This is a genomic window from Telluria sp. LT1R51-2 (assembly GCF_059685775.1).
Map to the genome: position 1 here is coordinate 1,492,796 of NZ_JCASIM010000001.1, position 23,771 is coordinate 1,516,566.

A 23,771-nucleotide genomic window follows, 5' to 3' on the forward strand; every position below is an offset into this window, starting at 1 on the left:
GGCGCGATTCTACAGCGCCAATGCAACACACGACCGGGAACCCGGCCATGTGTGGTTGCAATTACTGCTTGGTATCCGAACTGGTGGTCGTGTGACCGGTGTTGGTTGGCGTGCTGGCGTTGCCGGTAGCGGATGCCGCACCGGTGGCCGTGCCATCAGCCGGGGTCATGCCCATTTGTGCATCGACGGTTGTATTGCCCGTCGAACCGGCTGACGTCGTTCCCATCGAGGACGAGCCGGTGCTGCTGGTGCCCATGGTGTCGGTGGTATTGCAACCGGCCAGAACAAAGGCGAACATGCCGCCAACAAGTGCAGTATGAAGCAGTTTCATCGCATTTCTCCTTGAGAGATCAACCACCCACGGGTGCGGTGTGCAGCAGTGGGATGGTTGCCTGACGATCGATCAGCGGCCGGTTGCCGAGTTGGTCACTGGCTCGTTGTTGCTGGTGGTGCCCGATGCGCTGTTGACGCCGGTAGCGCCGGTGGCGCCGGAATTCCAGCTGCCCTGGCCGCCGGTGGTGCTTGGGGTCTGCACCGAGCTGCCGGTCGTCGACATCGTGCTGCTCGAGCCTGTCATCGAATCGGTGGTCTTGCTTGGGGTATCACATGCGGCCAGGCCGAATGCCATCATGCCTGCGATCAGTGCGGTTCCGAGGGTGCGTGTCATGGTAGTCTCCGTGATGATTAAGTTGTCTTATCATCAAGCAACCGCGGGTTCGCACGAATAGGAACACAGAGTCCATTCTTGTAGGACGACACGCCCAGCGCACGTCAGCGCAGGCGTCAGTCGATCGCGTCAATGGATGGCAGCTTCGTGACTTGCCAGCCACACCAGTAGCTCGGGAGCAGGCAATGGCCGGCTGTAGAAATAGCCCTGCACCTTGTCGCACAGGTGGCTGCGCACCACATCCAGCTGCGATTGTGTCTCGATGCCTTCGGCCACCGTGGTCATGCCCAGGCTGCGTGCGACCTTGACGGTGGCTTCGATCAGTACCCGGTGGTGGGCGCTGGTGTCGGCCTGGCACACGAACGAGCGATCGATCTTGACCGTGTCCACCGGCAGCAGGTGCAGGCTCGACAGCGACGAATAGCCGGTGCCAAAATCGTCCAGCGCCAGTTTGATGCCCAGGGCTTTCAGGTCGTGCAAGCGCTGCTGAACGTCTTGGCCCTGTGCGGCCAGGCTCTCGGTGACTTCCAGCTGCAGGCAACCCGGCGGCATGCCGGTGTCGTGCAGGATCCGGCGCACGCTCTCGATCCATCCCGGTTGTGCCAACTGGGCGCGCGACAGGTTCACCGCCATCAGGCCAGGTGCGCGCTCGCCCAGGCAAGCGCGCCAGTCGAGAAAGTCGCGGCTGGCGCGTTCAAGAACGAAGTCGCCCAACAGGCCGATCAGCCCGCATTCTTCGGCCACTTCGATGAAGTCGATCGGCGGCACGATGCCGCGCACCGGATGGCGCCAGCGCACCAGCGCCTCGACCCCGGCCGCGTAATCGACGCCGCCGCAGGGCAGCAGGCGCACCACTGGCTGATAGACGACGAACAGCTGTTCCTCGACCAGCGCCTGGCGCAGTTCGGCTTCGATGCCGGCGCGCCGCGCTGCGCGTTCGCGCATGCTTGGCGCAAACACGACGTGGCGGTTGCCGCCGGCCCGCTTGGCCTCGACCATCGCGATGCCGGCGTCACGCAGCACGTCGTCCGGTTCGCGCAGGGCGATGTCCGGGTCATCCATGCTCCAGGCCAGGCCGACGCTGGCGCCGCACACGATGTCGTGGCCATCGACCACGTACGGATCGGCCAGCGCATCGAGCAGGCGCAGCGCGATGCGCTCGGCGTCGGCGCGTCCGCGCAGGCCATCGAGCAGGACGACGAATTCGTCGCCGCCGGTGCGGGCCGCCAGCTGCCCGCTCAGCGTGCCCGGTTCGATCCGGCCCAGTGCCGGGCGCAGCGCACCGCGCAGGCGGTCGGCCATGTGCATCAGCAGATGGTCGCCGACCGCCTGGCCCAGGCTGTCGTTGAGCTGGCGGAAGCGGTCGCAATTGAGGGTCAGCACCGCGAAGCCGAGATCGGAAACCGGCTGCGCCAGCAGGTGCTGCAACGCGTCGCGCACGGCTTCGCGGTTGGGCATGCGGGTCAGGGTGTCGGTGCGCGCGGCGTTGCGCAGGCGGCGCGACAGCACCTCCTGCTCGCGCTGCACTTCGAACGTGGCGTCGGCCACGGTCGCCATCAGGCGTTCGGGGTCGAGCTTCATCAGGTTCAGCGCCAGCACCTGCAGGCTGCCAGTGGCGGCGTGCGGAACGCCCACCGGCAGACGCAGGCCTTCGCAGATCATGCCGGACGGCTCGAGGAATGCCTCGACCATGGACGCCAGATGCGGCGCCACCGGCGCCAGCACATCGAACAGGTTGTCCAGGCCCTGCGCGGTGGCCAGTGGCATCAGCAGCCGCGACGCCATCGGGTTGAGCATGTCGACCGTGCCGTCGAGCGAGGTCTGCGCCAGGCCGATCGGCGCCCGGTACAGGAACTGCACCAGCGCTTCATAGGCGTCGACCGCGTCTTGTTGGACCTTAGGCTCCATCGAGCGCCTCCTGGGGCGTGGCGATAACGGGATCAGGCTGCCAGGCCAGGGCACGGTTGCGCCCCGCGCGCTTGGCCGCGTACAGAGCCTGGTCGGCTTGCTTGATGAGCAGGTCGACGCCGCCATGGCCATCGGCAGCGACTGCGACGCCGGCGCTGATCGTGCACACGATCGCCTGGCCATCGAAGCTCTTGGCATCCAGCGCGACGCGTGCGCACAGGCGTTCGGCCAGATCCAGCGCATGCGCCAGGTCGGTCGATGGCAGCAGCACGGCGAATTCTTCGCCGCCGATGCGCGCGACGACATCGACTTCGCGGAAGAAGTCGAGCAGGATCGCCGCCAGATGCTGCAGCACGGCGTCGCCGCCCGGGTGGCCATAGCGGTCGTTGATGGCCTTGAAGTGATCGGCGTCGAGGATGATCATTGCGGTCGGCCGCGGCGCGGCGCGGCTGCGTTCGAACTCCTGGCTGGCGGCGTCGAACAGCGCGCGGCGATTGGCCAGGCCGGTCAGGTGGTCGCTGAATGCTTCGCGCCGGCGGCGCTCGGCGATGTCGCGCTTGTCGCTCACGTCGCGCAGGATCAGGCAGTAGGCCGGGCCCTCTTCGCAGGGCAGGCTCTGGGCGCCATCGGCGGCTTCGCGGTCGGCTTCGGGCAGGGGCGCAATCATCACGCTGCCCCAGAATGCGCTGCCGTCGGCGCGCAGCAGGCGGCTCTCGTCCAGCGCCCAGCCGTCAGCGTCGGCTTCGCGCAGGCGGTCCAGCGCGCGCTCGGGCGTGATCGCATCGTTTGGATAAAACATCGTGTAGCTCTGGCCCTCGGAGTCGGGGCCGAAGCCGGTCACGCGGCCGATGCTCGGGTTCCATTCGCACAGACGGCCCTGGGAATCCAGGCTGGCCAGTGCATAATCGGTGATGCCGGTCAGGACCGCATTGAGCCAGGCGTCGTTCTGCCGCTGGCGGCATTCGCGCCGCACCTGCTCGGTGATGTCGTCGATGACCGCCATGATGCGGCTGGCATCGAGCCGGAGCAGCGTGATCGACAGGATCTGCGGCATGCGCTTGCTGCAGCCGCTGCCGGCATGCAGGTGCACGTGCATGCCGTCGCAGATCTTGCCGCTCTGGACTGTACTCTGCTGGCACAGGTTGCGCAGGTCGGGCGCGATGTCCTCGAGCGCGACAAACAGGTTGTCCAGCCCGCCATTGCGCGAATGCGGCATCAGAAGCTGGGCCGCGATCGGGTTGATCATGGCGATCTCGCCATCGGCGGCGAGCTGTACCAGCCCAACCGGGGCGAGATACAGGAACTGGATCAGCGCCTCGTATTCCGCGCTGAGCTGGGCGAGGTCGTCACTCACTTTGGTTGCCGCTTGACGAGGACGTAGCGCGTGGCGCTGCCGGGGTTGGACAGCAGGCGCAGGGCGACTTTCACCGGGCGCATGCGCAGCGTCAGGACGTAGTCGACGGTTTCGTCGAGGGCGATGTTCTGTTCCAGCGCATCGTCGAAACGCTGCGCGACCATGAAGTTGTTCATGCACGGTGCGACGTTGGTAAACAACGGCTGGCCCAGCACGCGCTGCGGCGACAGGCCGGCAGCCTGCGACTCGAACGCGTTGTACCGGCTGACCTCGGTATTCGGATTGAAACCGATCACACCGAAATCGAGCTGGTCGAGTTCTTCGGAAGAACACGCGTCAAGCCGGGCAGCCAGCTCGGGAAAATCAAAGGCAAGAGTCATGAATTGGGTGCCGACGCGCGGCCAGTAGATATTGGTCATCGATGTTGCCATGTGCAATAAACGCGTGTCAATTGCCGCTCTGCAACAAATCACGATTTTACAGTGAGAATCCACAATTTCGCACACTGTGTCGCAAATTGACAGCCCGCTGTTTCAACGTCACCATGCCCGTCTCTTCATGTGCTCCCATTTTATGACTTATCACCCGGACGATGCGGCCTGCTGGTGGCGCGATGCGGCAGGCTTGCGGCGCTTAGTTGTCGATCTGCTGGCCGCCGAACTGGCGGCGCTGCGGCCAGGCCGGCAACTGCAGGCGCCGCCCTGGCCCGCAGCACTCGATCTGCGCCACGATCTGGCTGCCGATTCGCTCGAGCTGATGGGGCTGGCGTCGGCACTGGAAACGCAATTGCATCTGCGCGGGACGGCTGATGCGCCGTTGCTCACGCGCACGCGTCTGGACGACTGGCTCGATGCGGCGCGCGCCGGTCTTGACGCTGACGGGAGCGCGCTGACGTTTCGCACGTCGGGCAGCAGTGGCGCGCCCAAGCCGTGCAGGCACCCGCTGGCGTTACTGTGGCAAGAGGTCGGGGCACTCGCCACGCTGCTGCCAGGCCGGCGGCGCATCGTCAGCCTGGTGCCGGCGCACCATATCTATGGCTTCCTGTTCACCGTCCTGCTGCCGCGCTGCCTGGGCATCGATGCCGTGTGCGACCTGCGCGGTCATGCACCGGCGGCGCTGGCGGCCCAGCTGATGCCCGGCGACCTGGTGATCGGGCATCCGGATCTCTGGCGCGCGTTCGGCCAGGCCGCCGGGCCGCTGGCGCCGGACGTCGTCGGCGTCACCTCGACAGCGCCGTGCCCGCCCGAGGTGGCGCGTGCTGCGCTCGGCACAGGATTGGCGCGGCTGGTGCAGGTGTATGGCAGCTCGGAGACCGCCGGCGTCGGCTGGCGTGACGAGCCAGAGGGCGGCTACACGCTGTTCCCGTACTGGTCGCGCACGGGTCAGGACAAGCGTCAGACCGATGGCCTGGTCCGCCAGTGTCCGGACGGGACGCGTCAGCCAGCCGTGTTGCAGGATCGGCTGGCATGGCGTGACGACGGGCGTTTCCAGCCGGACGGACGCATCGACCAGGCGGTGCAGGTCGGCGGCGTCAATGTGTTTCCGGGCTATGTGGCCGATGTGCTGCGCCTGCATCCGGCCGTGCTGGAGGCAAGCGTGCGCCGCATGCGGCCCGATGAAGGCGAACGCCTCAAGGCCTTCGTGGTGGTGCGTGACGGCGCGGTGGCCGATGCCGCGCTGCAGGCCGGCCTGCATGCCTGGCTCAGCGAGCGCCTGACAGCGCCCGAGTGCCCGGCGGCCTACTCGTTCGGACCGCGCCTGCCGCGTGGTGCGAGCGGCAAGCTGGCCGACTGGATCATCGACAGCGACGTCTAGGGAAGCACTGATTAATTCATGGAGGCGGACTTGGCGCGGAAAAAGCCACCCTGCGGCGTTGCAAATTCTCGCAATAGCCCACTATTGCTGCGATTTGCGCCTTGCATGGTGGCTTTTTCCGCAGCCAATTCCATCCCCCAGAATAAATCAGTACTTCCCTAGGGACGTGCGCGGCTACAGCACGACAAAAGTCTCGAAGCCGCCAAAGAACATGCGCTTGACGTCGAACGGCACGCCGCCCGGCTGCATCATGGCGGCCAGGCGCGGATCGTTCATGACTTTTTTATTGACTTCATCGCGATGGGCGCGCGATTCGTAGACAGCCCAGGCGAGGATCACCGTTTCGCCATCTTCCAGTTGTACGCTTTGCGGGAACGACGTGTGTTCGCCGGACGGGACATCGTCAGCGATCCATTCGCGGTATTCCAGTGCGCCATGCTCGCGCCAGACGGCGCCGGCCAGCTGCGCCTGGGCGCGGTATGCTTCGATGCTGGAGGTGGGAAGCGGAAGGACAAAACCATCGACATATGCCATGTGGATCTCCCTGGACGGTTGGATGCGCGGCGCGCGTCTGTGACCCACCAGTACACGGCCCACGAGGTTCCCGACGGTGGTGTCGGGAACCTCAGGCTACCACACGCTGTTGTCGGGTGCCGGTGCTTGCGGGGGCTGTTGCGGGGGCAGCGCTGGCGGCTGCGGTGCTTGCGGTGCCGGCTGCGGTGATTGCTGCGGCGGTTGCGCTGGCGGCGATGGGGGCGCGACATTGGGCAAGGCCTCGAGCGGCGACGGTCCTTCGGGCGGCGCGTTGTCGAGTGGCTGCTGGAATTCGTCGACGGGCGCTGCCGGCGGCGCGAGCGCGATGTCGATGGTGCGGGTCTCGGCTGCATCCGCGTATTCGGGATAGATCCAGTCGCGGCCATCGTTGACCAGATCGTCCGGTGGCGTGCGTTCCTGTGGCGCGACCTTGGCCAGCGCCACGCGCATATAGTCGATCCAGATCGGCATCGCCAGCGTCGAGCCGAATTCGCGGCCGCCCAGCGAGCGCGGTTCGTCGTAGCCCATCCACGATACAGCGACAACCTTGCCCGCGTAGCCGGCGAACCAGCCATCGATGGCATCGTTGGTGGTGCCGGTCTTGCCGGCCAGGTCGGTGCGGCCGAGCTGCTTGGCCGAGCCGGCGGCAGTGCCGAAACGGGCCACGTCGCGCAGCATGCTGTCGACGACGAAGGCATTTCTTGCCGTGATGACGCGGTTGTCTTCCTGCGGGCCCTGGAACGGCGCTACCTCGGCGATCACGGTGCCATTGCCGTCGACGATGCGCTGGATCAGGTAGGGCTTGACGCGATAGCCGCCGTTGGCGAACACCGAGTAGGCGCCAGCCAGTTGCAGCGGCGTGACGGCGCCCGTGCCCAGCGCCATCGTGTAGTTGCGCGGATGGCGCGCCAGGTCGAAGCCGAAGTGTTCGAGGTACTGGTGCGCGAAATCGACCGACACCGCGCGCAGCACGCGCACCGTCGGCACGTTCTTCGACTTGACGAGCGCCTGGCGCAGCGTGACTTCGCCGTCGAACACGCCGTCGTCGTTCTGCGGCCGCCACGGATTGTCCACGCTGGCGCCAGGCAGTTCGATCGGGGCATCGAGGATGCGGGTGGCGGGCGAATAGCCTTTTTCAAGGGCGGCCGAATACACAAACGGCTTGATGCTCGATCCCGGCTGGCGCCACGCCTGCGTGACGTGGTTGAACTTTTGCAGGTTGTAGTCGAAGCCGCCGACCAGCGCGTGGTAGGCGCCGGTATCGGCGTCGATCGCGACGAACGCTGCCTCGACCTGCGGCACCTGCACGATGGCCCAGTCGCCGCCCTTGTCCTTGCTGACGCGGATGACGGCGCCCGGCGTGATCCGCAGCGCCTCGCGCGCCGTTGGCTGCAGGCCCGGGCTGGCGAACTTCAGGCCCGCGCCCTTGATGACGATGTCCTCGCCCGACAGCAATGTCACCCGCACCTGGTTTGTGCTGGCCGCCAGTACGACGCCGGCCAGCAAGCCATCGCTGGAGCGGCGCGCCTGCAGCGCGTCGGCAATGGCTTCATCGCGTTGTTCGGGGTCGGATGGCAGCTCGACGCGCGCCTCGGGGCCACGGTAGCCATGGCGGCCATCGTAGGCCAGCACGTTGCGCCGCACCGATTCGTACGCGGCCTTTTGTTCGGCCGCGCGGATCGTCGTCGTGACCACGATGCCGCGCGTGTAGGCGTCTTCGCCGAACTGTTCGTAGACCGCCTGGCGCGCGAGCTCCGCGACATACTGGGCCGGCGTGTCGAACTTCTGGCCGGCGTCGCGCTTGACGCGCAGGGGCTCGGCCAGCGCCGTGGTGTACTGCGCCTCGGTGATCGTGCCCAGTTCGAGCAGGCGCTTGAGGATGGCGTGCTGGCGCGCCGCCGCGCGTTTGGGGTTCGACACGGGATTGGTGCGCGCCGGATTTTGCGGCAGGCCGGCCAGCATTGCTGTTTCGGCCAGCGACAGCTGATCGAGTGTCTTGCCGAAGTAGCTGCGCGCGGCGCTCGAAAAACCATACGAGCGCTGGCCCAGGTAGATCTGGTTCATGTACAGCTCGAGGATCTGGTCCTTGGACAGCGAGCGCTCGATCTTGTAGGCCAGCGCGACCTCGGTCAGCTTGCGCGAGAGCGTCTTCTCGTTGGTGAGGAAGAAGTTGCGCGCGACCTGCATCGTGATGGTCGATGCGCCCTGGCGAAAACCGCCGCGCAGATTGGCGCGGGCTGCACCCATCGCCCGGAGGAAGTCGATGCCGCCGTGTTCATAGAAGCGCGTGTCTTCGATTGCCAGCACAGCGCTTTTCATCATCGCAGGGATCTTCGTGATCGGCACGAAGTCGCGGTGCTCGACGCCGAACTGGCCGATCAGCACATTGTCCTGCGTGTAGATGCGCAGCGGGATCTTCGGGCGGTAATCGGTAACGGCGTCGATTGGCGGCACTTTGGCACTGATCGCGCTCCACACGCCGATGGCCAGGCCGACCGCAATCAGCAGCAGCGCGGCGACGAAGATCAGCACGTACGCGTACGCGCGCTTCATGCCCAGCAGGGTTTTTGCGGACTGTTGGTTGGTCGCTTTCAATGCCGAACTCTCACTCTAAAACTTGCTGCGGACCACGTCGTGGGCCAGGATCGGGCGATTATAGTCCGCTTTCAGCGCGCGCTTTCTTTCCGTACGTGCATGTGCGATATTCCTGCTTTCGGTTCGTCCGCGACTGGCGAACTGCGCCCGCAACCAAGGACACCATGCCGCCCGATTCAAGCTTCAAACCGTATATTCCCGCACATGCCCAACTGGCTGAAATGACGCCACGCGCCCTGATCATGGGCGTCATCCTCGGCATGATCTTCGGCGCGTCGTCGCTGTACCTGGTGCTCAAGGTCGGCCTGACCGTCAGCGCCTCGATCCCGGTGGCGGTCATCGCCATCACGCTGTTCGGCGTGGCGAGGCAACTGGGCGCGCGCGAATCGACGATCCTTGAAAACAGCATCGCGCAGACGGCCGGTTCCGCCGGCGAGTCGCTGGCCTTCGGCCTGGGCGTGACGATGCCGGCGATCCTGATCCTGGGCTTCGACCTGGAAATCTCGCGCGTGCTGCTGGTGGGTGTGCTCGGTGGCCTGCTGGGCATCCTGATGATGATCCCGCTGCGCCGCACGCTGATCGTCGACCAGCACCGCGAACTGAAATACCCGGAAGGCACGGCCTGCGCCGAAGTGCTCAAGGCTGCGGCCACCGATGTCTCGCGCGACGCCGCAGGCGAAGTGCGCATCGCCGGCAGCGACGCGGTCCGCATCGCAAAACGCCGCGCAATGCTGATCTTCGGTGGCTTTGGCATCGGCATCCTGTACAAGACGCTCAGCGTATCGCTCAAGGGCTGGCGCGATACGGTCAACTTCGAGTTCGGCGCGCCGCTCAAGACCGGCAGCATCGGCGCCGAGATCTCGCCCGAGCTGGTGGGTGTGGGCTACATCATCGGACCGCGCATCGCCTTCACGATGGCGGCCGGCGGCGTGCTGGCGTCGCTGATGCTGGTCCCGATGATCAAGTTCTTCGGCGAGCTGGCCAGCACGCCGCTCTCGCCCGGCACGATCCCGATCCGCGACATGACGGGCGACGACATCCGCAGCGCCTACATTCTCTACATCGGCGCCGGCGCCGTCGCCACGGGCGGCCTGATCTCGCTGGCGCGCTCGCTGCCGACGATCTGGAATGGCTTGCGCGGTGGCCTGGCGGGCATGAAGAACAGTCGCGACGCCGTAGTTGATACCTCCTTGCGCACTGACCGCGACATCCCGATGAAGTGGGTCGTGATCGGCTGCCTCGCGATCGTCGCCGTGATTTCGCTGGCCGCGCCGCTGCACATGAACGTGCTCGGTGCGGTGCTGATCCTGGTATTCGGCTTTCTGTTTGCGACCGTGTCGTCACGGCTCGTGGGCGAGATCGGGTCGTCGTCCAATCCGATCTCCGGGATGGCCGTGGCCACGCTGCTGTTTACCTGCCTGATCTTCTTGCTGATGGGCTGGACGGGCGGCCAGTATTACGTGACCGCGCTGTCGGTCGGCGCGATCGTCTGCATCGCCGCCAGCAATGCCGGCACCACGTCGCAGGATCTGAAGACCGGCTACCTGGTCGGCTCCACGCCGCGCATGCAGCAGTACGCGATCCTGTGCGGCGCGTTTGCATCGGCGCTGATCCTGGGGCCGGTGCTGCTCAAGCTGAACGAAGCGGGCACCGTGTACGTGCCGGCAGCGCAGGTGGCGCCAGGCCTGACGGTCGATGCATCCCGGTTGACTGACACCGGCACGCTGCAAGGTCCGCAGGCCGACACGGACAAGAACACCTATAAAGTCTGGCACAAGACCGACACGGTTGGCGGCCCCGCCGGCAAGTACTTCGTCGACAACGCAGGCAAGGCCGTGTACTTGGTCGACCCGGGCATCAACGGCCACCACAAGACGCGGCCCGACGGCACCGAGGTGAAGAAATACGATGCGCCGAAAGCGGTGCTGATGTCGTACATCATCAAGGGCATCCTGGACCGCGAGCTGCCGTGGACGCTGGTGCTGTTCGGCGTGATGATCGCGATCGTGCTGGAAATGGCGGGGATCGCATCGCTGGCGTTTTCAGTAGGCGTCTACCTGCCGCTGGTAGCGACGCTGCCGATCGCGATTGGCGGCACGGTACGCTGGCTGGCGGACCGCCGCAACAACAAGCTGCCGCAGAACGTGGGCCTGAACGAAGAAGAGCGCCAGGCCGCGAACGACCGCAGCTCGGGCGTGCTGCTGGCATCCGGCTACATCGCCGGCGGCGCGCTGGCAGGGATCATCATCGCGATCACGGCGGGCGTGCTGACGGACTTCGACGCCGCCGCAGCGCGCTGGGCCGAAGCATACAACCCGTTCTTCGCAGGCGACAGCGCGAACGTGCTGAGCATGCTGCCATACGCCGTGATCGTGGCGCTGCTGTTCTGGGTAGCGCGTGAAAAGCCCGTGAAGTAAGGCACACGGCCAAGGCAACAGCTGGGGTCAGGTCTGACATTCGGACACGACCTCAGCCTTGGTCACGTCCAATACAGCTAATAAAGCTAGGGTCAGGTCTGACATTTAGACACGACCTCAGCCTTCGCCACTTCCAACGCCGTGTTGCCAGCATTGGCATGGCTATGTGACTGCCAATTCCAACTCCTTGACTGTCGAGATCGTGTCCGAATGTCAGACCTGACCCCGGCTTTTGGTTGAGATCGTGTCCGAATGTCAGACCTGACCCCGGCTTTTGCTGAAACAAAAACGGCGACCCGCAGGCCGCCGTTCTTTATTGGTACGCAGCGCTCTTACTTCACGCCGTGCATCAGCTTCTGGATCACCGGTGCGAGCAGCACCAGCAGGATGCCGCCGCCCAGCAGCGACAGCAGGCCGAAGTTGTAGCCGTCGAGCGCCGACGCGACGGTCATGCCGGTTTCACCGGAGACGTGCGAGGCGAAGATGCCCGACAGGTTGTTGCCGATACCGGTCGACAGGAACCAGCCGCCCATGCCCAGGCCGACGAGGCGGGTAGGGGCCAGCTTGGTGACCATCGACAGGCCGATTGGCGACAGGCACAGCTCACCGACCGACTGGATCACGTAGACCGCGAACAGCGTCCAGAACGGGATCTTGCCGTTGCCGTCGATCAGCTGCGACAGCGCGTAGACCAGCAGGCCGAACGCGATGCCGTTGAAGATCAGGCCCAGGCCGAATTTACGCGGGATCGATGGGTTGGCGTTGCGCTTGCCCAGCCACACCCAGACGGCGGCGATGATCGGCGCGAAGACGATGATGGCCACCGAGTTCACCGACTGGAACCAGGCGACAGGGAAGGTCCAGCCGTTCAGGTCGCGGTCGACGATGTTATCGGCCAGGAAGGTGAACGAGCTGCCGGCCTGCTCGAAGAAGCACCAGAACAGGACGTTGAAGAAGAAGATGATCATCATCGCCCAGGTCTTGTCGCGGGCGACTTTGCCTTCGCGGACGCCTTCGATGATCAGCATCGCGGCCAGGCCGATGAACAGGACCGTCAGCAGGATCTGCAGGTTGGCGGCGCCCGCTTGCAGCAGCATGTAGACGATCGGGATCACGATCAGCGAACCGACGATGACGACGGCCAGGCGCTTTGGGCTGGCCAGTTCGCCGACCGGTGCGCCGATGCCCTGGAGCGTCTTGCGGCCGATGAAGAACCAGACCAGCGAGATCAGCATGCCGATGCCCGAGGCCAGGAACACGATCTTGTACGCTGGCATGGCGGCAGTACCGAACACTTTTTCAGCCAGCAGCTGGGTCAGGATCGGTGCAAAGAATGCGCCGACGTTGATGCCCATGTAGAAGATGGTGAAGCCGGAATCGCGACGGGTGTCGTTCAGCGCGTACAGCTGGCCGACCATGGCCGAGATGTTCGGCTTGAACATGCCGTTACCGACGATGATCGTGGCCAGGCCCAGCTTGAACACGTCCTGGTTCGGAATCGAAATCATGAACAGGCCGGCCGCCATGAAGATGGCACCGACCAGGATCGAGCGTTGATAACCGATGACGCGGTCGGCCACGTAGCCGCCGAAGACGGCGCCGGCATACACCAGCGCGAGGTAGGAACCGTAGGTGAGGTTGGCACTGGCCTGACCAGCCGCGTCGCCGGCATAGAACTGGCCGACGATGTAGAGGACGAGTGCCCAACGAATGCCATAGAAAGCGAAGCGCTCCCAGAATTCCGTCATGAACAGCATCCACAGCGGTGCTGGATGGCCCATGATCTGCTTGAACTCTGGAAGAGGTCCCCGAGCTGGGGTAGTAGCTGCACCGCTCATGCGGTTCCTCCCGAAAATGTAATGACAAGGTAATTGTTATATGGCGCTATTCGACGGGCGAACGTTCCAATAGGCACGCATTCTAGTGCATATCCTGCATCATACGAAGCTTTTTTGCCGGTGCGCCGACGGGTCCCGAACATGGTGCACTGCACCCTGTTTTGGGGCGCGCATGCGCCATCGGATTGGCGTATATTGCTGTACAGGACGGTCAGACGATTGGCAGTCCGCATCACAGAATCGAACGAGGACATCAGACCATGACGCAAGCAGCAAGTGAATTACCCGTAGTAGATACCGAGCTGTCCCCCGAAAGCCGGCAAGTCGTCGACACGCTGATTTCGCCCGAAGGCCAGCTCGAAGTGCTGTCCAAATCCGAAGTCAGTAAACTGCTGGATACCGGCCGCACCGGCCTGTACGACGTGTTTCGCAAATGTGCGCTTGCAGTACTCAATAGCGGCAGCGACATCGACGACGGCAAGGAACTGCTCGAGCGCTACGCCAGTTTCGATATCAGCATCCTGCAGCGCGAGCGCGGCATCAAGCTCGATATCCGCGGCGCGCCGGCCAGCGCGTTCGTCGATGGCAAGATGATCCGCGGGATTCACGAGCACCTGTTCGCCGTACTGCGCGATATCGTGTTCGTCAATTTCGACGTCACCGACAACCCGAAGTTCGACCTGACCCGCACTGACGGCATCACCGACGCCGTATTCCACATCCTGCGCAACGCCAACGTGCTGCAGGCGCAGCGCAATCCCAATCTGGTCGTGTGCTGGGGCGGCCACTCGATCTCGCGCATCGAGTACAACTACACGAAGAAGGTCGGCTACGCGCTGGGCCTGCGCGAACTCGATATCTGCACCGGCTGCGGTCCGGGCGCGATGAAGGGGCCAATGAAGGGCGCCACGATTGGCCACTCGAAGCAGCGCCTGGCGGGCGGTCGGTATCTGGGTATTTCGGAGCCGGGCATCATTGCGGCCGAGTCGCCGAACCCGATCGTCAATGATCTGGTGATCATGCCAGATATCGAAAAACGTCTCGAAGCCTTCGTGCGCACCGGCCACGGCATCGTCGTGTTCCCGGGCGGCGCAGGCACGGCCGAAGAAATCCTGTACATCCTCGGCATCCTGCTGCATCCCGATAACGCCGGGATCCCGTTCCCGCTGATCTTCACCGGCCCGGCATCGTCGCGCGATTACTTCACGCAGATCGACGCCTTCCTGGCGCTGACGCTGGGCGAGGCGGCGCAGAAGCGCTACCAGATCATCATCGACGATCCGGATGCGGTGGCGGTGGCGATGGTCAAGGGCATCAGCGAAGTGCGGGCGTTCCGCAAGGCGCACAGCGACGCCTACTATTACAACTGGCGCCTGAAGATCGACCACGAATTCCAGAAGCCGTTCCGTCCGACGCACGAGAACATGCGCAACCTCGACCTGCACCGGGGCATCCCGACGCACCTGCTGGCGGCCAATCTTCGTCGGGCGTTTTCGGGCGTCGTGGCCGGGAACGTGAAGGAAGAGGGCATTCGCGCGATCGAGCAATTCGGCAAGTACGAGATCCGTGGTGAAGCCGCGATCATGGGGCCGATGGATGCGCTGCTGGCGTCGTTTGTCGAACAAAGCCGCATGAAGTTGCCAGGCAAGGCGTACACACCTTGCTACACGATCGTGCAGTAAACATAAAAAAGGCCGCCCGAAGGCGGCCTTTTTCATTCAAGCATCAATCTTCGACACTCAGTCTTCCTTGCGCAAGTGCGGGAACAGCAGCACGTCGCGGATGTTTGGCGAATCGGTAATCAGCATCATCAGGCGGTCGATGCCGATGCCGCAACCACCTGCCGGCGGCATGCCGTATTCGAGCGCGCGGATGTAGTCGGCGTCGTAGAACATCGCCTCTTCATCACCTGCATCCTTGGCCTCGACCTGCGCCAGGAAGCGCGCTGCCTGGTCTTCAGGATCGTTCAGCTCCGAGAAGCCGTTGGCAATCTCGCGGCCCACCATGAACAGCTCGAAGCGTTCGGTCACGCCGGCGCGGGTGTCCGATGCGCGCGCCAGTGGCGAGACTTCGGCCGGGTAATCGACGATGAAGGTCGGCTCCCACAGCTGCGCTTCGGCGGTTTCTTCGAACAACGCCAGTTGCAGCGCGCCCAGGCCGGCGGTGGCGAATGGCTTCACGCCAAACTTCTTCAGTTCGGTCTTGATGAACTCGGCGTCGTTCAGTTGCTCGGGCGTGTAGCCCGGCGCGTACTTGTCGATCGCTTCGATGATGGTCAGGCGCTGGAACGGCTTGGACAGGTCCAGCTCACGGCCACCGTACGACAGCACGGCGCTGCCATGCGCATCGACGGCGGCCTGGCGGATCACCTGTTCGGTGAAGTTCATGATCCACTTGTAATCGGTATACGCCGCATAGAATTCCATCATCGTGAATTCAGGGTTGTGACGGACCGAGACGCCTTCGTTGCGGAAGTTGCGGTTCACTTCGAACACGCGGTCGAAGCCGCCGACCACCAGGCGCTTGAGGTACAGCTCCGGTGCGATGCGCAGGTACATTTCCATGTCCAGCGCATTGTGGTGCGTGACGAACGGCTTGGCCGCGGCGCCGCCCGGGATCGGGTGCAGCATCGGCGTTTCGACTTCCATGAAGCCGTTGTCTTCCATGAAGCGGCGCATCGACGACATCGCGGCGGTACGCGCCTTGAACGTGCGGCGCGTGTCCTCGTTCATGATCAGGTCGACGTAACGCTGGCGGTACTTGGTTTCCTGATCGGCCAGGCCGTGGAACTTGTCCGGCAGCGGGCGGATCGCCTTGGTGATCAGGCGCAGCTGGCTGACCTTGACGGTCAGTTCGTCGACCTTGGTCTTGAACAGCGTACCTTCGACACCAAGGATGTCGCCCAGGTCGTAGCTGCGCAATTCGTCCATCGCGGCCTCGCCGGCGCTGTCGAGCGTGATGTAGATCTGGATACGGCCGCTGGCCGACGGGCCCGAGCTATCCTGCAGCGTCGCGAATGCGGCCTTCTTGCCCGCCTCGCGGCGCAGCATCATGCGGCCGGCCAGTACCACCGGAACCGGCTCGGCTTCGAGTTCTTCGCGCGTTTTTTCGCCATACGCCTGGACCAGGTCGGCCGCCTTGTGCTGCGGGACGAAGTCGTTCGGGAACGCGACGCCTTTTTCGCGGATCGCCGCCAGCTTGACGCGGCGCTCGGCCATGATCTTGTTTTCGTCGGCGCCTTGCAACGGGGCCTGTTCTTGGTTCTCGGTGGTCATAGTGGTGGTGGTTGGTATTGGTTGAGCATGCCGCCGATACGGCGCGCAGTAATTAAGACAGCGAGAGCAGGGCTTCAACGTCCAGCTGCGTGAAGTCGTTGACGATCGCGATGACGTTGTCGAATTCGGCGAACGCCTCGGCGGGCAGCGTCGTGGTCAGCACCACGGCGCGCATGCCGGCGCGGCGCGCCGCTTCCACGCCCAGCGGCGCGTCTTCGAACACGATGCACTGTGCCGGCAATACGCTGCAGCGCTCGGCGGCCTTGAGGAACACGTCCGGATGCGGTTTGCCGCGCGGGACGTCCACGGTGCCCACGACGACGGCATCGAATTTGCGGTGCAGGTCCATCTCGTCGAGGATGAAACGGGCACTGCCCGGCGAGGCCGACGTGGCCACTGCCAGAGCCCAGCCCTGCTCGCGTGCGCGGTCGATGAAGGCATCGAAGCCGTCGATCGTGCGCCGGTGCGGGCCATACAGATCGCGGTACAGCACTTCTTTTTCGTGGTTCAGCGTGGCCAGCACATCGTCGTCCAGCTCTGCGCCCAGGTAGTGGCGCAGGATTTCCTTGCCCTGGCGGCCGGCCGTGTCGCGAAAGAACGCATCGGGCTCGATGGTTTGGCCCCGCCGAGCGAAGAACGTGATCCACGCACGGGTGTGGAAGTCCATATTGTCGACGATGGTGCCATCCATGTCGAAGATCAGTGCGCGGGCGGGTGTCGTCATGCGGGGTAAGCCTTTATACGTTTTGCTTCAGCGAGGCCGAGATGAAATCATCGAGGTCGCCGTCCAGGACGTTCTTCGTGTTGCCGGTTTCAAAACCGGTACGCAAATCCTTGATGCGGGATTGGTCCAGCACGTACGAGCGGATCTGGTGGCCCCAGCCGACGTCGGTCTTGGAGTCTTCGAGCTTCTGCTGCTCGCTCATGCGATTGCGCAGTTCGAGTTCGTACAGCTTGGCGCGCAGCATGTCCCAGGCTTCGGCCTTGTTGCGGTGCTGCGAGCGGTCGTTCTGGCACTGGACCACGATGCCCGACGGGCCGTGGGTCAGGCGCACTGCGGAGTCGGTCTTGTTGATGTGCTGACCACCGGCACCGGACGCGCGGTAGGTATCGATGCGCACGTCGGCCGGGTTGATTTCGATTTCGATCGAATCGTCGACTTCCGGGTACACGAACAGCGACGTGAACGACGTGTGGCGCCCGTTGGCCGAGTCGAACGGCGACTTGCGCACGAGGCGGTGCACGCCGGTTTCGGTGCGCAGGTGGCCATATGCGTATTCGCCGTCGACCTTGATCGTGGCGGTCTTGATGCCCGCGACTTCACCGTCGGACTGCTCGAGAATCTCGGCCTTGAAGCCCTTACGTTCGCAGTAGCGCAGGTATTGACGCAGCAGCATCGAGGCCCAGTCTTGCGCCTCGGTGCCGCCGGCGCCGGCCTGGATGTCGATGAAGCAGCTCGCGTGGTCCATCGGATTGGAGAACATCCGGCGGAACTCCATCGCTTCGATGATCTTCTGGATCGCCTCGACGTCGCCCGCGACGGCTTCCATCGTGTCTTCGTCGCCTTCTTCGCGCGCCATCTGGAACAGGTCCAGGGCGTCGGCGAGATCGGCCTTGGCTTTCTCGAGCGTCAGCACGACGCCCTCGAGCGCCTTCTTCTCTTTGCCCATTTCCTGGGCGCGCTTCTGGTCGTTCCAGATGGCCGGGTCTTCCAGCTCCTGGTTGACCTGTTCTAGTTTCTCTGACTTCTTATCGAAGTCAAAGATACCTCCGAAGTTCGGCCTCACGACCCGTCAGGTCGTTCAGCAGGGCGGAAATGGCGTTGATGCGTTCGGCTTCCATGATATCGGCAGTCTCAATGTGGGTTGAATCGAACCGGGGATTATACCCGACGCGTCGCCCCAATGTGGCGCTATGGCTTGCCCGGCGGCAGGGCAACGGGTACCATCGCGCGGTCTCGTTACCCGGATTACCCATGAACCGCTCCCTGCGTCATCAGATCAGCACCGCACGCGTGGCTGTACTCATCACCACCTTCGCCCCATTGCTGCTCGTTGTTCCCGCCCATGCTGCCAGCAAGGCACCGGCCGGCGCCACCGCCGTCCTGGCCGTGCTGGAGACATCCGACCTGCACGCCAACGTCGTCGGCTACGACTACTACAAACTGGCCGCCGAGCCGTCGATCGGCGTCGATCGCACCGCCACGCTGATCAAGGCCGCGCGCAAGGAATTCGCCAACACGCTCCTGCTCGACAATGGCGACACGATCCAGGGCACCGCGTTCGCCGACTACCAGGCGCTGGTCAAACCGCCTGCGTGCAACGAGGTGCTGGGCATCTACAAGATCATGAATGCGCTGGGCTACGAAGGCGGCACGGTTGGCAACCACGAATTCAACTACGGCCTGCCGTTCCTGAACCGGATCACGGGCAGCCAGTTCCAGGTCAAGGGCGTCGACAAGGGGCCGCGCTGCGCCGGTCCGGCGTTCCCGATCGTGCTGGCCAATCTGAACAGCCTGCAGACGAACGCGCCGTTGTTCGCACCGTACCGCATCATCGACAAGAAGATCACGGCGCGCGGGCCCGATGGCAAGCCGGTCGAGACGCTGGTGAAAGTCGGCATCATCGGTTTCACGCCGCCCGAGATCATGGCGTGGGACAAGCGCTGGCTGGAAGGCCGCGTGGCCCCGGCCGGCGTGCGCGAAACGGCCGAAAAATACATCCCGGAGATGCGCAAGAAAGGCGCGCAGCTGATCGTGGCGCTGTCGCACGGTGGCCTGGATGACGCGCCGTACTCGCCGGCCATGGAAAACGCCAACTGGCACCTGGCGAAGGTGCCGGGCATCGACGTCATGCTGATGGGGCACGCGCACCAGCTGTTCCCGAACGCCGACAGCACGGTCCCGCAATTCAACCTGCCGGGCGTGGACAAGGCGCGCGGGCTGGTGCACGGCGTGCCGACCGTGATGCCGAGCCAGTGGGGCAAGCACCTGGGCGTGGTCCAGCTGCACCTGGCCTACAACGGCAAGACCTGGACGGTACAGAAGGACAAGACCGTCGTGCAGGCACGCGCCACGCAGACGGGGCCCAAGACCTTCGTCGAACCGGACGCTGAGGTAGCCGCCCTGGTGCGCGCCGAACACGAAGCGACGATTGCCTACGTGAAGACGCCGGTGGGCCGCTCGGCGTTTCGCATGACGAGTTATTTCGCCGACGTGGGCGATCCGTCGGCGCTTGAAGTCGTCAACCGCGCGCAAGCCGAATACGTGAGCAACTACGTCAAGACCAATCTGCCGCAGTACGCCGGCCTGCCTGTGTTGTCGGTGTCGGCGCCGTTCAAGGCGGGTTTTCCGAGCGTGACGGATTACACCGATGTGCCGGCCGGCGATCTGGCGCTGAACAACGCGGCCGACCTGTATCTGTTCCCGAACTCGCTGTATGCGGTGAAGGTCGATGGCGCGGGCCTGAAGGCGTGGCTGGAGACGGCGGCGCAGCGCTTCAACACGATCGACCCGGCGGTGAGCGCACCGCAGGAACTGGTCAACACGCGCTTTCCGAGCTTTAACTTCGACACAATCACGTCGACCGATGTCAGCTACGAGATCGACGTGACCAAAAAGCCGGGCGAGCGCATCGTGAACCTGACGTATCTGGGCAAGCCGGTGGCGCCGGCGCAGGCGTTCCTGGTGGCGACCAACAACTACCGCGCCAGTGGCGGTGGCGGCTTCCCGGGGCTCGATGGCAGCAATGTTGTCATCGCGTCGCCGGACAACAACCGCGACATCCTGATCGCGCACATCCGCGCGGCGAAAGAACTGACGCGCGCGTCGCATGGCGCGGCGCGCAGCTGGCGCTTTGCGCGTACAGAAACCAAAGGGCAGGTGGTGTTTCATTCGGCGCCAGGCCTGGAGGGGCTGGCACGCGAGGCGGGGCTGGGCAATGTCAGCCAGGTGAAGGCCGACGATGGCAGCGGCAAAGGAACCGCGTTGTACGCGGTCGATCTGGCGAAGTAAGCTGTTCTGTCGCGATCGATGCCGGCCCGTGGGCCGGCATTTTTTTTGGTGGTCGTGCGCGGCGCTACTGGGTCAGCTTGCTCACCATGTCGGCCAGGTCGTGCAGCTTGAACGGCTTGGGCAGGATTTGCAGGTCGGGCGCTGAATCAGGTCGTTCCAGCGCATTTTCGGAGTAACCGGTCGCGGCCAGTGTGGCAACGCCGGGGTAGGTGCGCCGGACAATGTCGATCAGTTGCAGGCCGTTCATCCCGCCGGGCATGATGACGTCTGAAAATACCAGGTCGACTGTGGTCGATTCGAGTATGACCAGGGCCGCTTCGCCGCTTTCCGCCTCCACCGTCTCGTAGCCGAGCGAAGAGAGGAATGCCGCCGACATTTCGCGCACATCGGCATTGTCATCGACGACCAGTACGCGCTTGGGAGCGACATCGGTCGTCTGGCCACCGGACTCAGGGGCAGTGTCGTGGTCGTCTTGCTGTTCCGCTTGCACATGGCTGGCCACTGGAAAGATCATCCGTACCTGCGTGCCCTTGCCGACCTCGCTGTCGAGCTCCAGCCGTCCATGCGACTGCTCCGCGAAACCATGGACCATGGCAAGGCCCAGACCGGTGCCCGGTCCTTTGGTGGTAAAGAACGGCTCGGTGGCGCGGGCCATGACTTCCCGCGACATGCCTTCGCCCGTGTCCGAGACACAGATCACGACATATTCGTCACCCAGCAGGCGGTGCGCCTCGATTTTTTGCTTGTCACGCAGCACCGAGGTGCCGATGGTGATGGTGCCGCCCTCGGGCATGGCGTCGCGTGCGTTGATCAAGGTATTGAGCAGCGCCACTTCGAACTGGTGCGGGTCGATGCAGCACTCCGGCAGCGCGGGGCGCAGGTCGAGGCGCAGCTCGATACGGTCGCCCAGCGTGCCGACCAGAATTTCGCTGAACGCGATGACGTGGCTGTTCAGGTTGACCAGACGCGGCTCGAGGCGCTGTTTGCGCGCGAAGGCCAGCAATTGCTGCGTGAGCTTGGTGGCTTTCTGCAGCGCGGCCTGGCTCTTGGCCAGCATCTTGCCGGTCAGGTCGGGGTTGGACAGGCTCTTGAGGGCGATTTCCTGATTACCGATGGCCACTTGCAGCAGGTTGTTGAAATCGTGTGCCAGCCCGGCGGTCAGCTGGCCGATGGCTTCCATCTTCTGCGCCTGCGTGTACGACATCTCGGTGATGCGGCGCGAGGTAATGTCGAGCTGTGACGCGAAGAAGTAGAGCAGTTCGCCTTCCTTGTCGAACACCGGACCGATGAACAGGCCGTTCCAGAAAGGGGTGCCGTCTTTCTTGTAGTTCAGGATATCGACCGCCACGGCCTTGTGCTGTGCCAGCGCCGTGCGCAGTTCGTCGATCACTGCGCGGTCGGTATCGCGACCCTGCAGAAAGCGGCAATTGTTTCCCAGAATCTCGTCCGGCGTATAGCCAGTCAGGTCGAGAAATGCGCCGTTGACGAAGACGATCGGGTTGTCCTTCTGGCGCGGGTCGGTCACGACCATCGGCATGCGCGTCATTTCGACGGCCGCGAAGAAAATATTGTCCTGGTTGGCAAACCCCGACTGCGAGATCGAACTGGACTTCCAGTGTTCCATGCCCGGGTTGCCCATCGGATTGTAGGCACTGCCTTCGACCTCGCCACCAGCCTTGACACCCACGCTGCCGTTCGCTTTCACCAACTCGTCACCGTCGTCGCGAGAAAATGCGCTAACCATGCGAAACCCTATCAAAATTACAACTTAACATACACGCCGAATTATTGTAGCCATGCAGCCACCATGCGCGGCTGGCGCTTCAATGCACCGGCTTCTTCTCGTCCTGCACCAGTACGAACGGGCTCACCACGGACGCCCACAGCGTCGCATCCGTTGCCAGCCATGCTTGCGCCTGCTCATCGCTGACCTTGGCTACCTGCCCATCGTTCATCCAGCGCGTGATGCTGTCACGATCGTCGTGCGCGATGCGCAGCGCCACATCGATCAGGTCCAGCGTGGCCGACACCCACACCACGCTGCCGCTGGCGAAGTGGCGTTGCAGCTCGGTCCATGCGACGCGGCCGGTCTCGCGGTTGATCTTGTCGTGCAGTTCGGTGTCTTTCTCGGGGTAGGTCTTCATGTGCATGTCAATCTGGTCAAATAATCTCGACCGCAGGTTGCGGCGAACCCGTCCATGTTAACCGATAGGTGTGCGCCTTGCGCACGTTGCCCACCAACGCCGGGCGGAAGCACGCCAGGCACGTGCCGCCCGCATGGCGCACGCTGGGGAAGATCACGCCGAGCGAACCGGCGCCCAGCAGATCGTTGGCCAGCGCCTGCGAGGCGACATAACTGGCCGGGTCGAGGCAGTCTTCGTAGGCGGCGATGCCGCGCAGGTCGTGAAAGGTTGCGCTGAAGTCGGCCAGCAGACACTGGTAGCTGACGCTGTCATCGAAACGGTTGATCTCGGCGTATTCGACGGTCTTGTGGAAGATGACTTCGGCCAGTGACGTGGCGGCATCGAACCCGCAGTACCAGGCACCGCGCTCGCCGTCGTTGAAGCGGCTGCCTTCCGGGCGCGCATACGTGAAGGCGGCATTGATGATGCGAAAGTTCGGTACGCCGAACACAAGTTCGTCCATGCCGATGCCAGGGGCCTGGCCGGATTCGGCGCGCAGGCGCTCGTTCGTGGCGTTATCGAGATCGAACAAGTCGCGCAGCGCATCGTCGCTGTCGGCCAGAGGCGCGAGCACCGAGTCTTCGACATCGGCGAAGCGCGACGGGATCAGGCGACAGGTATCGAGCTGGCGCAGCAGCGTCAGCCGTGGCGTGACGTGCGAACTCACAGGCCGCCGCGCCTGGCGTCGAGCAGCTTGCGCACGGTTTGCATCGCCAGCAGGCCGCCGGCCTGCATGAACGCGAGCGGCGTGCGGCCAGCGAAGATGGGATTGGTGTTGGGCAGACGCACCCATTCGTCGGCGAGCTTGTCGCCATACAGGATGTGCAGGCTCTTGTAGATGCCCAGCAAGTACGAGATGCGCGTGATCCGGTCGACTTCAAGCACCCGGTCGGGGTGTTTCTTCCAGTCATAGAACGACGATGACGACAGGCCGCCAAGCAGTTCGCGTGCATCGTCGTCGCGCAGGCCCCAGGCTGCCGCAAGACGGAAAAAGCCGGTCAGTGCCGAGCGCGACAACCGCTCGCGCTCGACCCTGGACGTCAGGTCGACCAGCGTCGCTGGCTCGAAACGGCTTTTGGGATAGGCATAGGCCAGGCTCATGGTTCCTCCGGTTTTGGAGTATTTATACTCCAATTCGGGATTCATGGCAAGCGATGGCCGGCAGGCGCGCGA

The 23,771-nt window shown here is 64.0% G+C and carries 19 protein-coding genes; 4 read left to right on the forward strand and 15 right to left on the reverse strand.

Features of this window, described 5'->3' with window-relative positions:
* Window positions 1-61: 61 nt before the first annotated feature.
* The 5 genes from AC56LH_RS06720 to AC56LH_RS06740 form a co-directional block, all read right to left on the reverse strand.
* Window positions 62-331, reverse strand: a complete 270-nt coding sequence (locus AC56LH_RS06720) for a hypothetical protein (RefSeq protein WP_499645045.1) — start codon at window positions 329-331, stop codon at window positions 62-64.
* A 72-nt stretch (window positions 332-403) separates the two neighbouring features.
* Window positions 404-667 (reverse strand): hypothetical protein, encoded by a 264-nt coding sequence (locus tag AC56LH_RS06725; RefSeq protein ID WP_499645047.1) that lies wholly within the window; start codon window positions 665-667, stop codon window positions 404-406.
* 129 nt (window positions 668-796) lie between these two features.
* Window positions 797-2,575 (reverse strand): putative bifunctional diguanylate cyclase/phosphodiesterase, encoded by a 1,779-nt coding sequence (locus tag AC56LH_RS06730; protein WP_499645049.1) that lies wholly within the window; start codon window positions 2,573-2,575, stop codon window positions 797-799.
* Complete coding sequence (locus tag AC56LH_RS06735) at window positions 2,565-3,929, reverse strand: sensor domain-containing diguanylate cyclase (RefSeq protein ID WP_499645051.1); 1,365 nt, start codon at window positions 3,927-3,929, stop codon at window positions 2,565-2,567. The genes AC56LH_RS06730 and AC56LH_RS06735 overlap by 11 nt, the downstream gene beginning before the upstream one ends.
* Window positions 3,926-4,348, reverse strand: a complete 423-nt coding sequence (locus AC56LH_RS06740) for a PAS domain-containing protein (protein WP_499645053.1) — start codon at window positions 4,346-4,348, stop codon at window positions 3,926-3,928. Before AC56LH_RS06740 ends, AC56LH_RS06735 begins: the two co-directional genes overlap by 4 nt.
* A gap of 154 nt (window positions 4,349-4,502) precedes the next feature.
* On the opposite strand from AC56LH_RS06740, the gene AC56LH_RS06745 reads away from it, so the two are divergent.
* Complete coding sequence (locus AC56LH_RS06745; protein ID WP_499645055.1) at window positions 4,503-5,744, forward strand: AMP-binding protein; 1,242 nt, start codon at window positions 4,503-4,505, stop codon at window positions 5,742-5,744.
* A 174-nt stretch (window positions 5,745-5,918) separates the two neighbouring features.
* Here the strand turns inward: AC56LH_RS06745 and AC56LH_RS06750 are convergent, their stop codons facing one another.
* Both AC56LH_RS06750 and AC56LH_RS06755 read right to left on the reverse strand, forming a co-directional pair.
* Window positions 5,919-6,278 (reverse strand): DUF1428 domain-containing protein, encoded by a 360-nt coding sequence (locus AC56LH_RS06750; protein WP_499645057.1) that lies wholly within the window; start codon window positions 6,276-6,278, stop codon window positions 5,919-5,921.
* A gap of 96 nt (window positions 6,279-6,374) precedes the next feature.
* Entirely contained in the window at window positions 6,375-8,831 is a 2,457-nt protein-coding gene (locus AC56LH_RS06755; RefSeq protein ID WP_499648423.1) for a penicillin-binding protein 1A, read from the reverse strand.
* Between the two features lie 206 nt (window positions 8,832-9,037).
* Between AC56LH_RS06755 and AC56LH_RS06760 the strand changes: the two genes are divergently transcribed.
* Complete coding sequence (locus tag AC56LH_RS06760; protein ID WP_499645059.1) at window positions 9,038-11,290, forward strand: OPT family oligopeptide transporter; 2,253 nt, start codon at window positions 9,038-9,040, stop codon at window positions 11,288-11,290.
* 332 nt (window positions 11,291-11,622) lie between these two features.
* Here AC56LH_RS06760 and AC56LH_RS06765 read toward each other — a convergent pair whose 3' ends face one another.
* On the reverse strand, window positions 11,623-13,071 hold the full coding sequence (locus AC56LH_RS06765; RefSeq protein WP_499645061.1) for a peptide MFS transporter: 1,449 nt from the start codon (window positions 13,069-13,071) through the stop codon (window positions 11,623-11,625).
* Window positions 13,072-13,388: 317 nt separating this feature from the next.
* Between AC56LH_RS06765 and ppnN the strand changes: the two genes are divergently transcribed.
* Window positions 13,389-14,810, forward strand: a complete 1,422-nt coding sequence (gene ppnN, locus AC56LH_RS06770) for a nucleotide 5'-monophosphate nucleosidase PpnN (RefSeq protein ID WP_499645063.1) — start codon at window positions 13,389-13,391, stop codon at window positions 14,808-14,810.
* Window positions 14,811-14,867: 57 nt separating this feature from the next.
* Here the strand turns inward: ppnN and lysS are convergent, their stop codons facing one another.
* From lysS to prfB, 3 genes are all read right to left on the reverse strand, one after another.
* Entirely contained in the window at window positions 14,868-16,403 is a 1,536-nt protein-coding gene (lysS, locus tag AC56LH_RS06775) for a lysine--tRNA ligase (RefSeq protein ID WP_499645065.1), read from the reverse strand.
* A gap of 52 nt (window positions 16,404-16,455) precedes the next feature.
* A complete protein-coding gene (locus AC56LH_RS06780) occupies window positions 16,456-17,127 on the reverse strand; it encodes an HAD family hydrolase (RefSeq protein WP_499645067.1) in 672 nt (223 codons plus the stop codon).
* A gap of 13 nt (window positions 17,128-17,140) precedes the next feature.
* A protein-coding gene (gene prfB / locus AC56LH_RS06785; RefSeq protein WP_258837984.1) for a peptide chain release factor 2 occupies window positions 17,141-18,245 on the reverse strand; the annotation gives its coding sequence in 2 pieces (ribosomal slippage) (window positions 17,141-18,163 and window positions 18,165-18,245; 1,104 coding nt in all).
* 133 nt (window positions 18,246-18,378) lie between these two features.
* Here prfB and AC56LH_RS06790 point away from each other — a divergent pair.
* On the forward strand, window positions 18,379-20,415 hold the full coding sequence (locus tag AC56LH_RS06790; RefSeq protein WP_499645069.1) for a bifunctional 2',3'-cyclic-nucleotide 2'-phosphodiesterase/3'-nucleotidase: 2,037 nt from the start codon (window positions 18,379-18,381) through the stop codon (window positions 20,413-20,415).
* A gap of 64 nt (window positions 20,416-20,479) precedes the next feature.
* Here AC56LH_RS06790 and AC56LH_RS06795 read toward each other — a convergent pair whose 3' ends face one another.
* The 4 genes from AC56LH_RS06795 to AC56LH_RS06810 form a co-directional block, all read right to left on the reverse strand.
* Window positions 20,480-22,120: a PAS domain-containing protein gene (locus AC56LH_RS06795; protein ID WP_499645071.1), complete on the reverse strand. Its 1,641-nt coding sequence runs from the start codon at window positions 22,118-22,120 to the stop codon at window positions 20,480-20,482.
* 118 nt (window positions 22,121-22,238) lie between these two features.
* Window positions 22,239-22,559, reverse strand: coding sequence for a DUF2288 domain-containing protein (locus AC56LH_RS06800; protein ID WP_499645073.1), 321 nt, complete (start codon window positions 22,557-22,559; stop codon window positions 22,239-22,241).
* A gap of 16 nt (window positions 22,560-22,575) precedes the next feature.
* Window positions 22,576-23,265, reverse strand: a complete 690-nt coding sequence (locus AC56LH_RS06805; RefSeq protein WP_499645075.1) for an RES family NAD+ phosphorylase — start codon at window positions 23,263-23,265, stop codon at window positions 22,576-22,578.
* Window positions 23,262-23,699 carry an antitoxin Xre-like helix-turn-helix domain-containing protein gene (locus AC56LH_RS06810; RefSeq protein WP_499645077.1) on the reverse strand — a complete coding sequence of 146 codons (438 nt, stop codon included), beginning with the start codon at window positions 23,697-23,699 and terminating at the stop codon, window positions 23,262-23,264. The genes AC56LH_RS06805 and AC56LH_RS06810 overlap by 4 nt, the downstream gene beginning before the upstream one ends.
* Window positions 23,700-23,771: the final 72 nt, after the last annotated feature.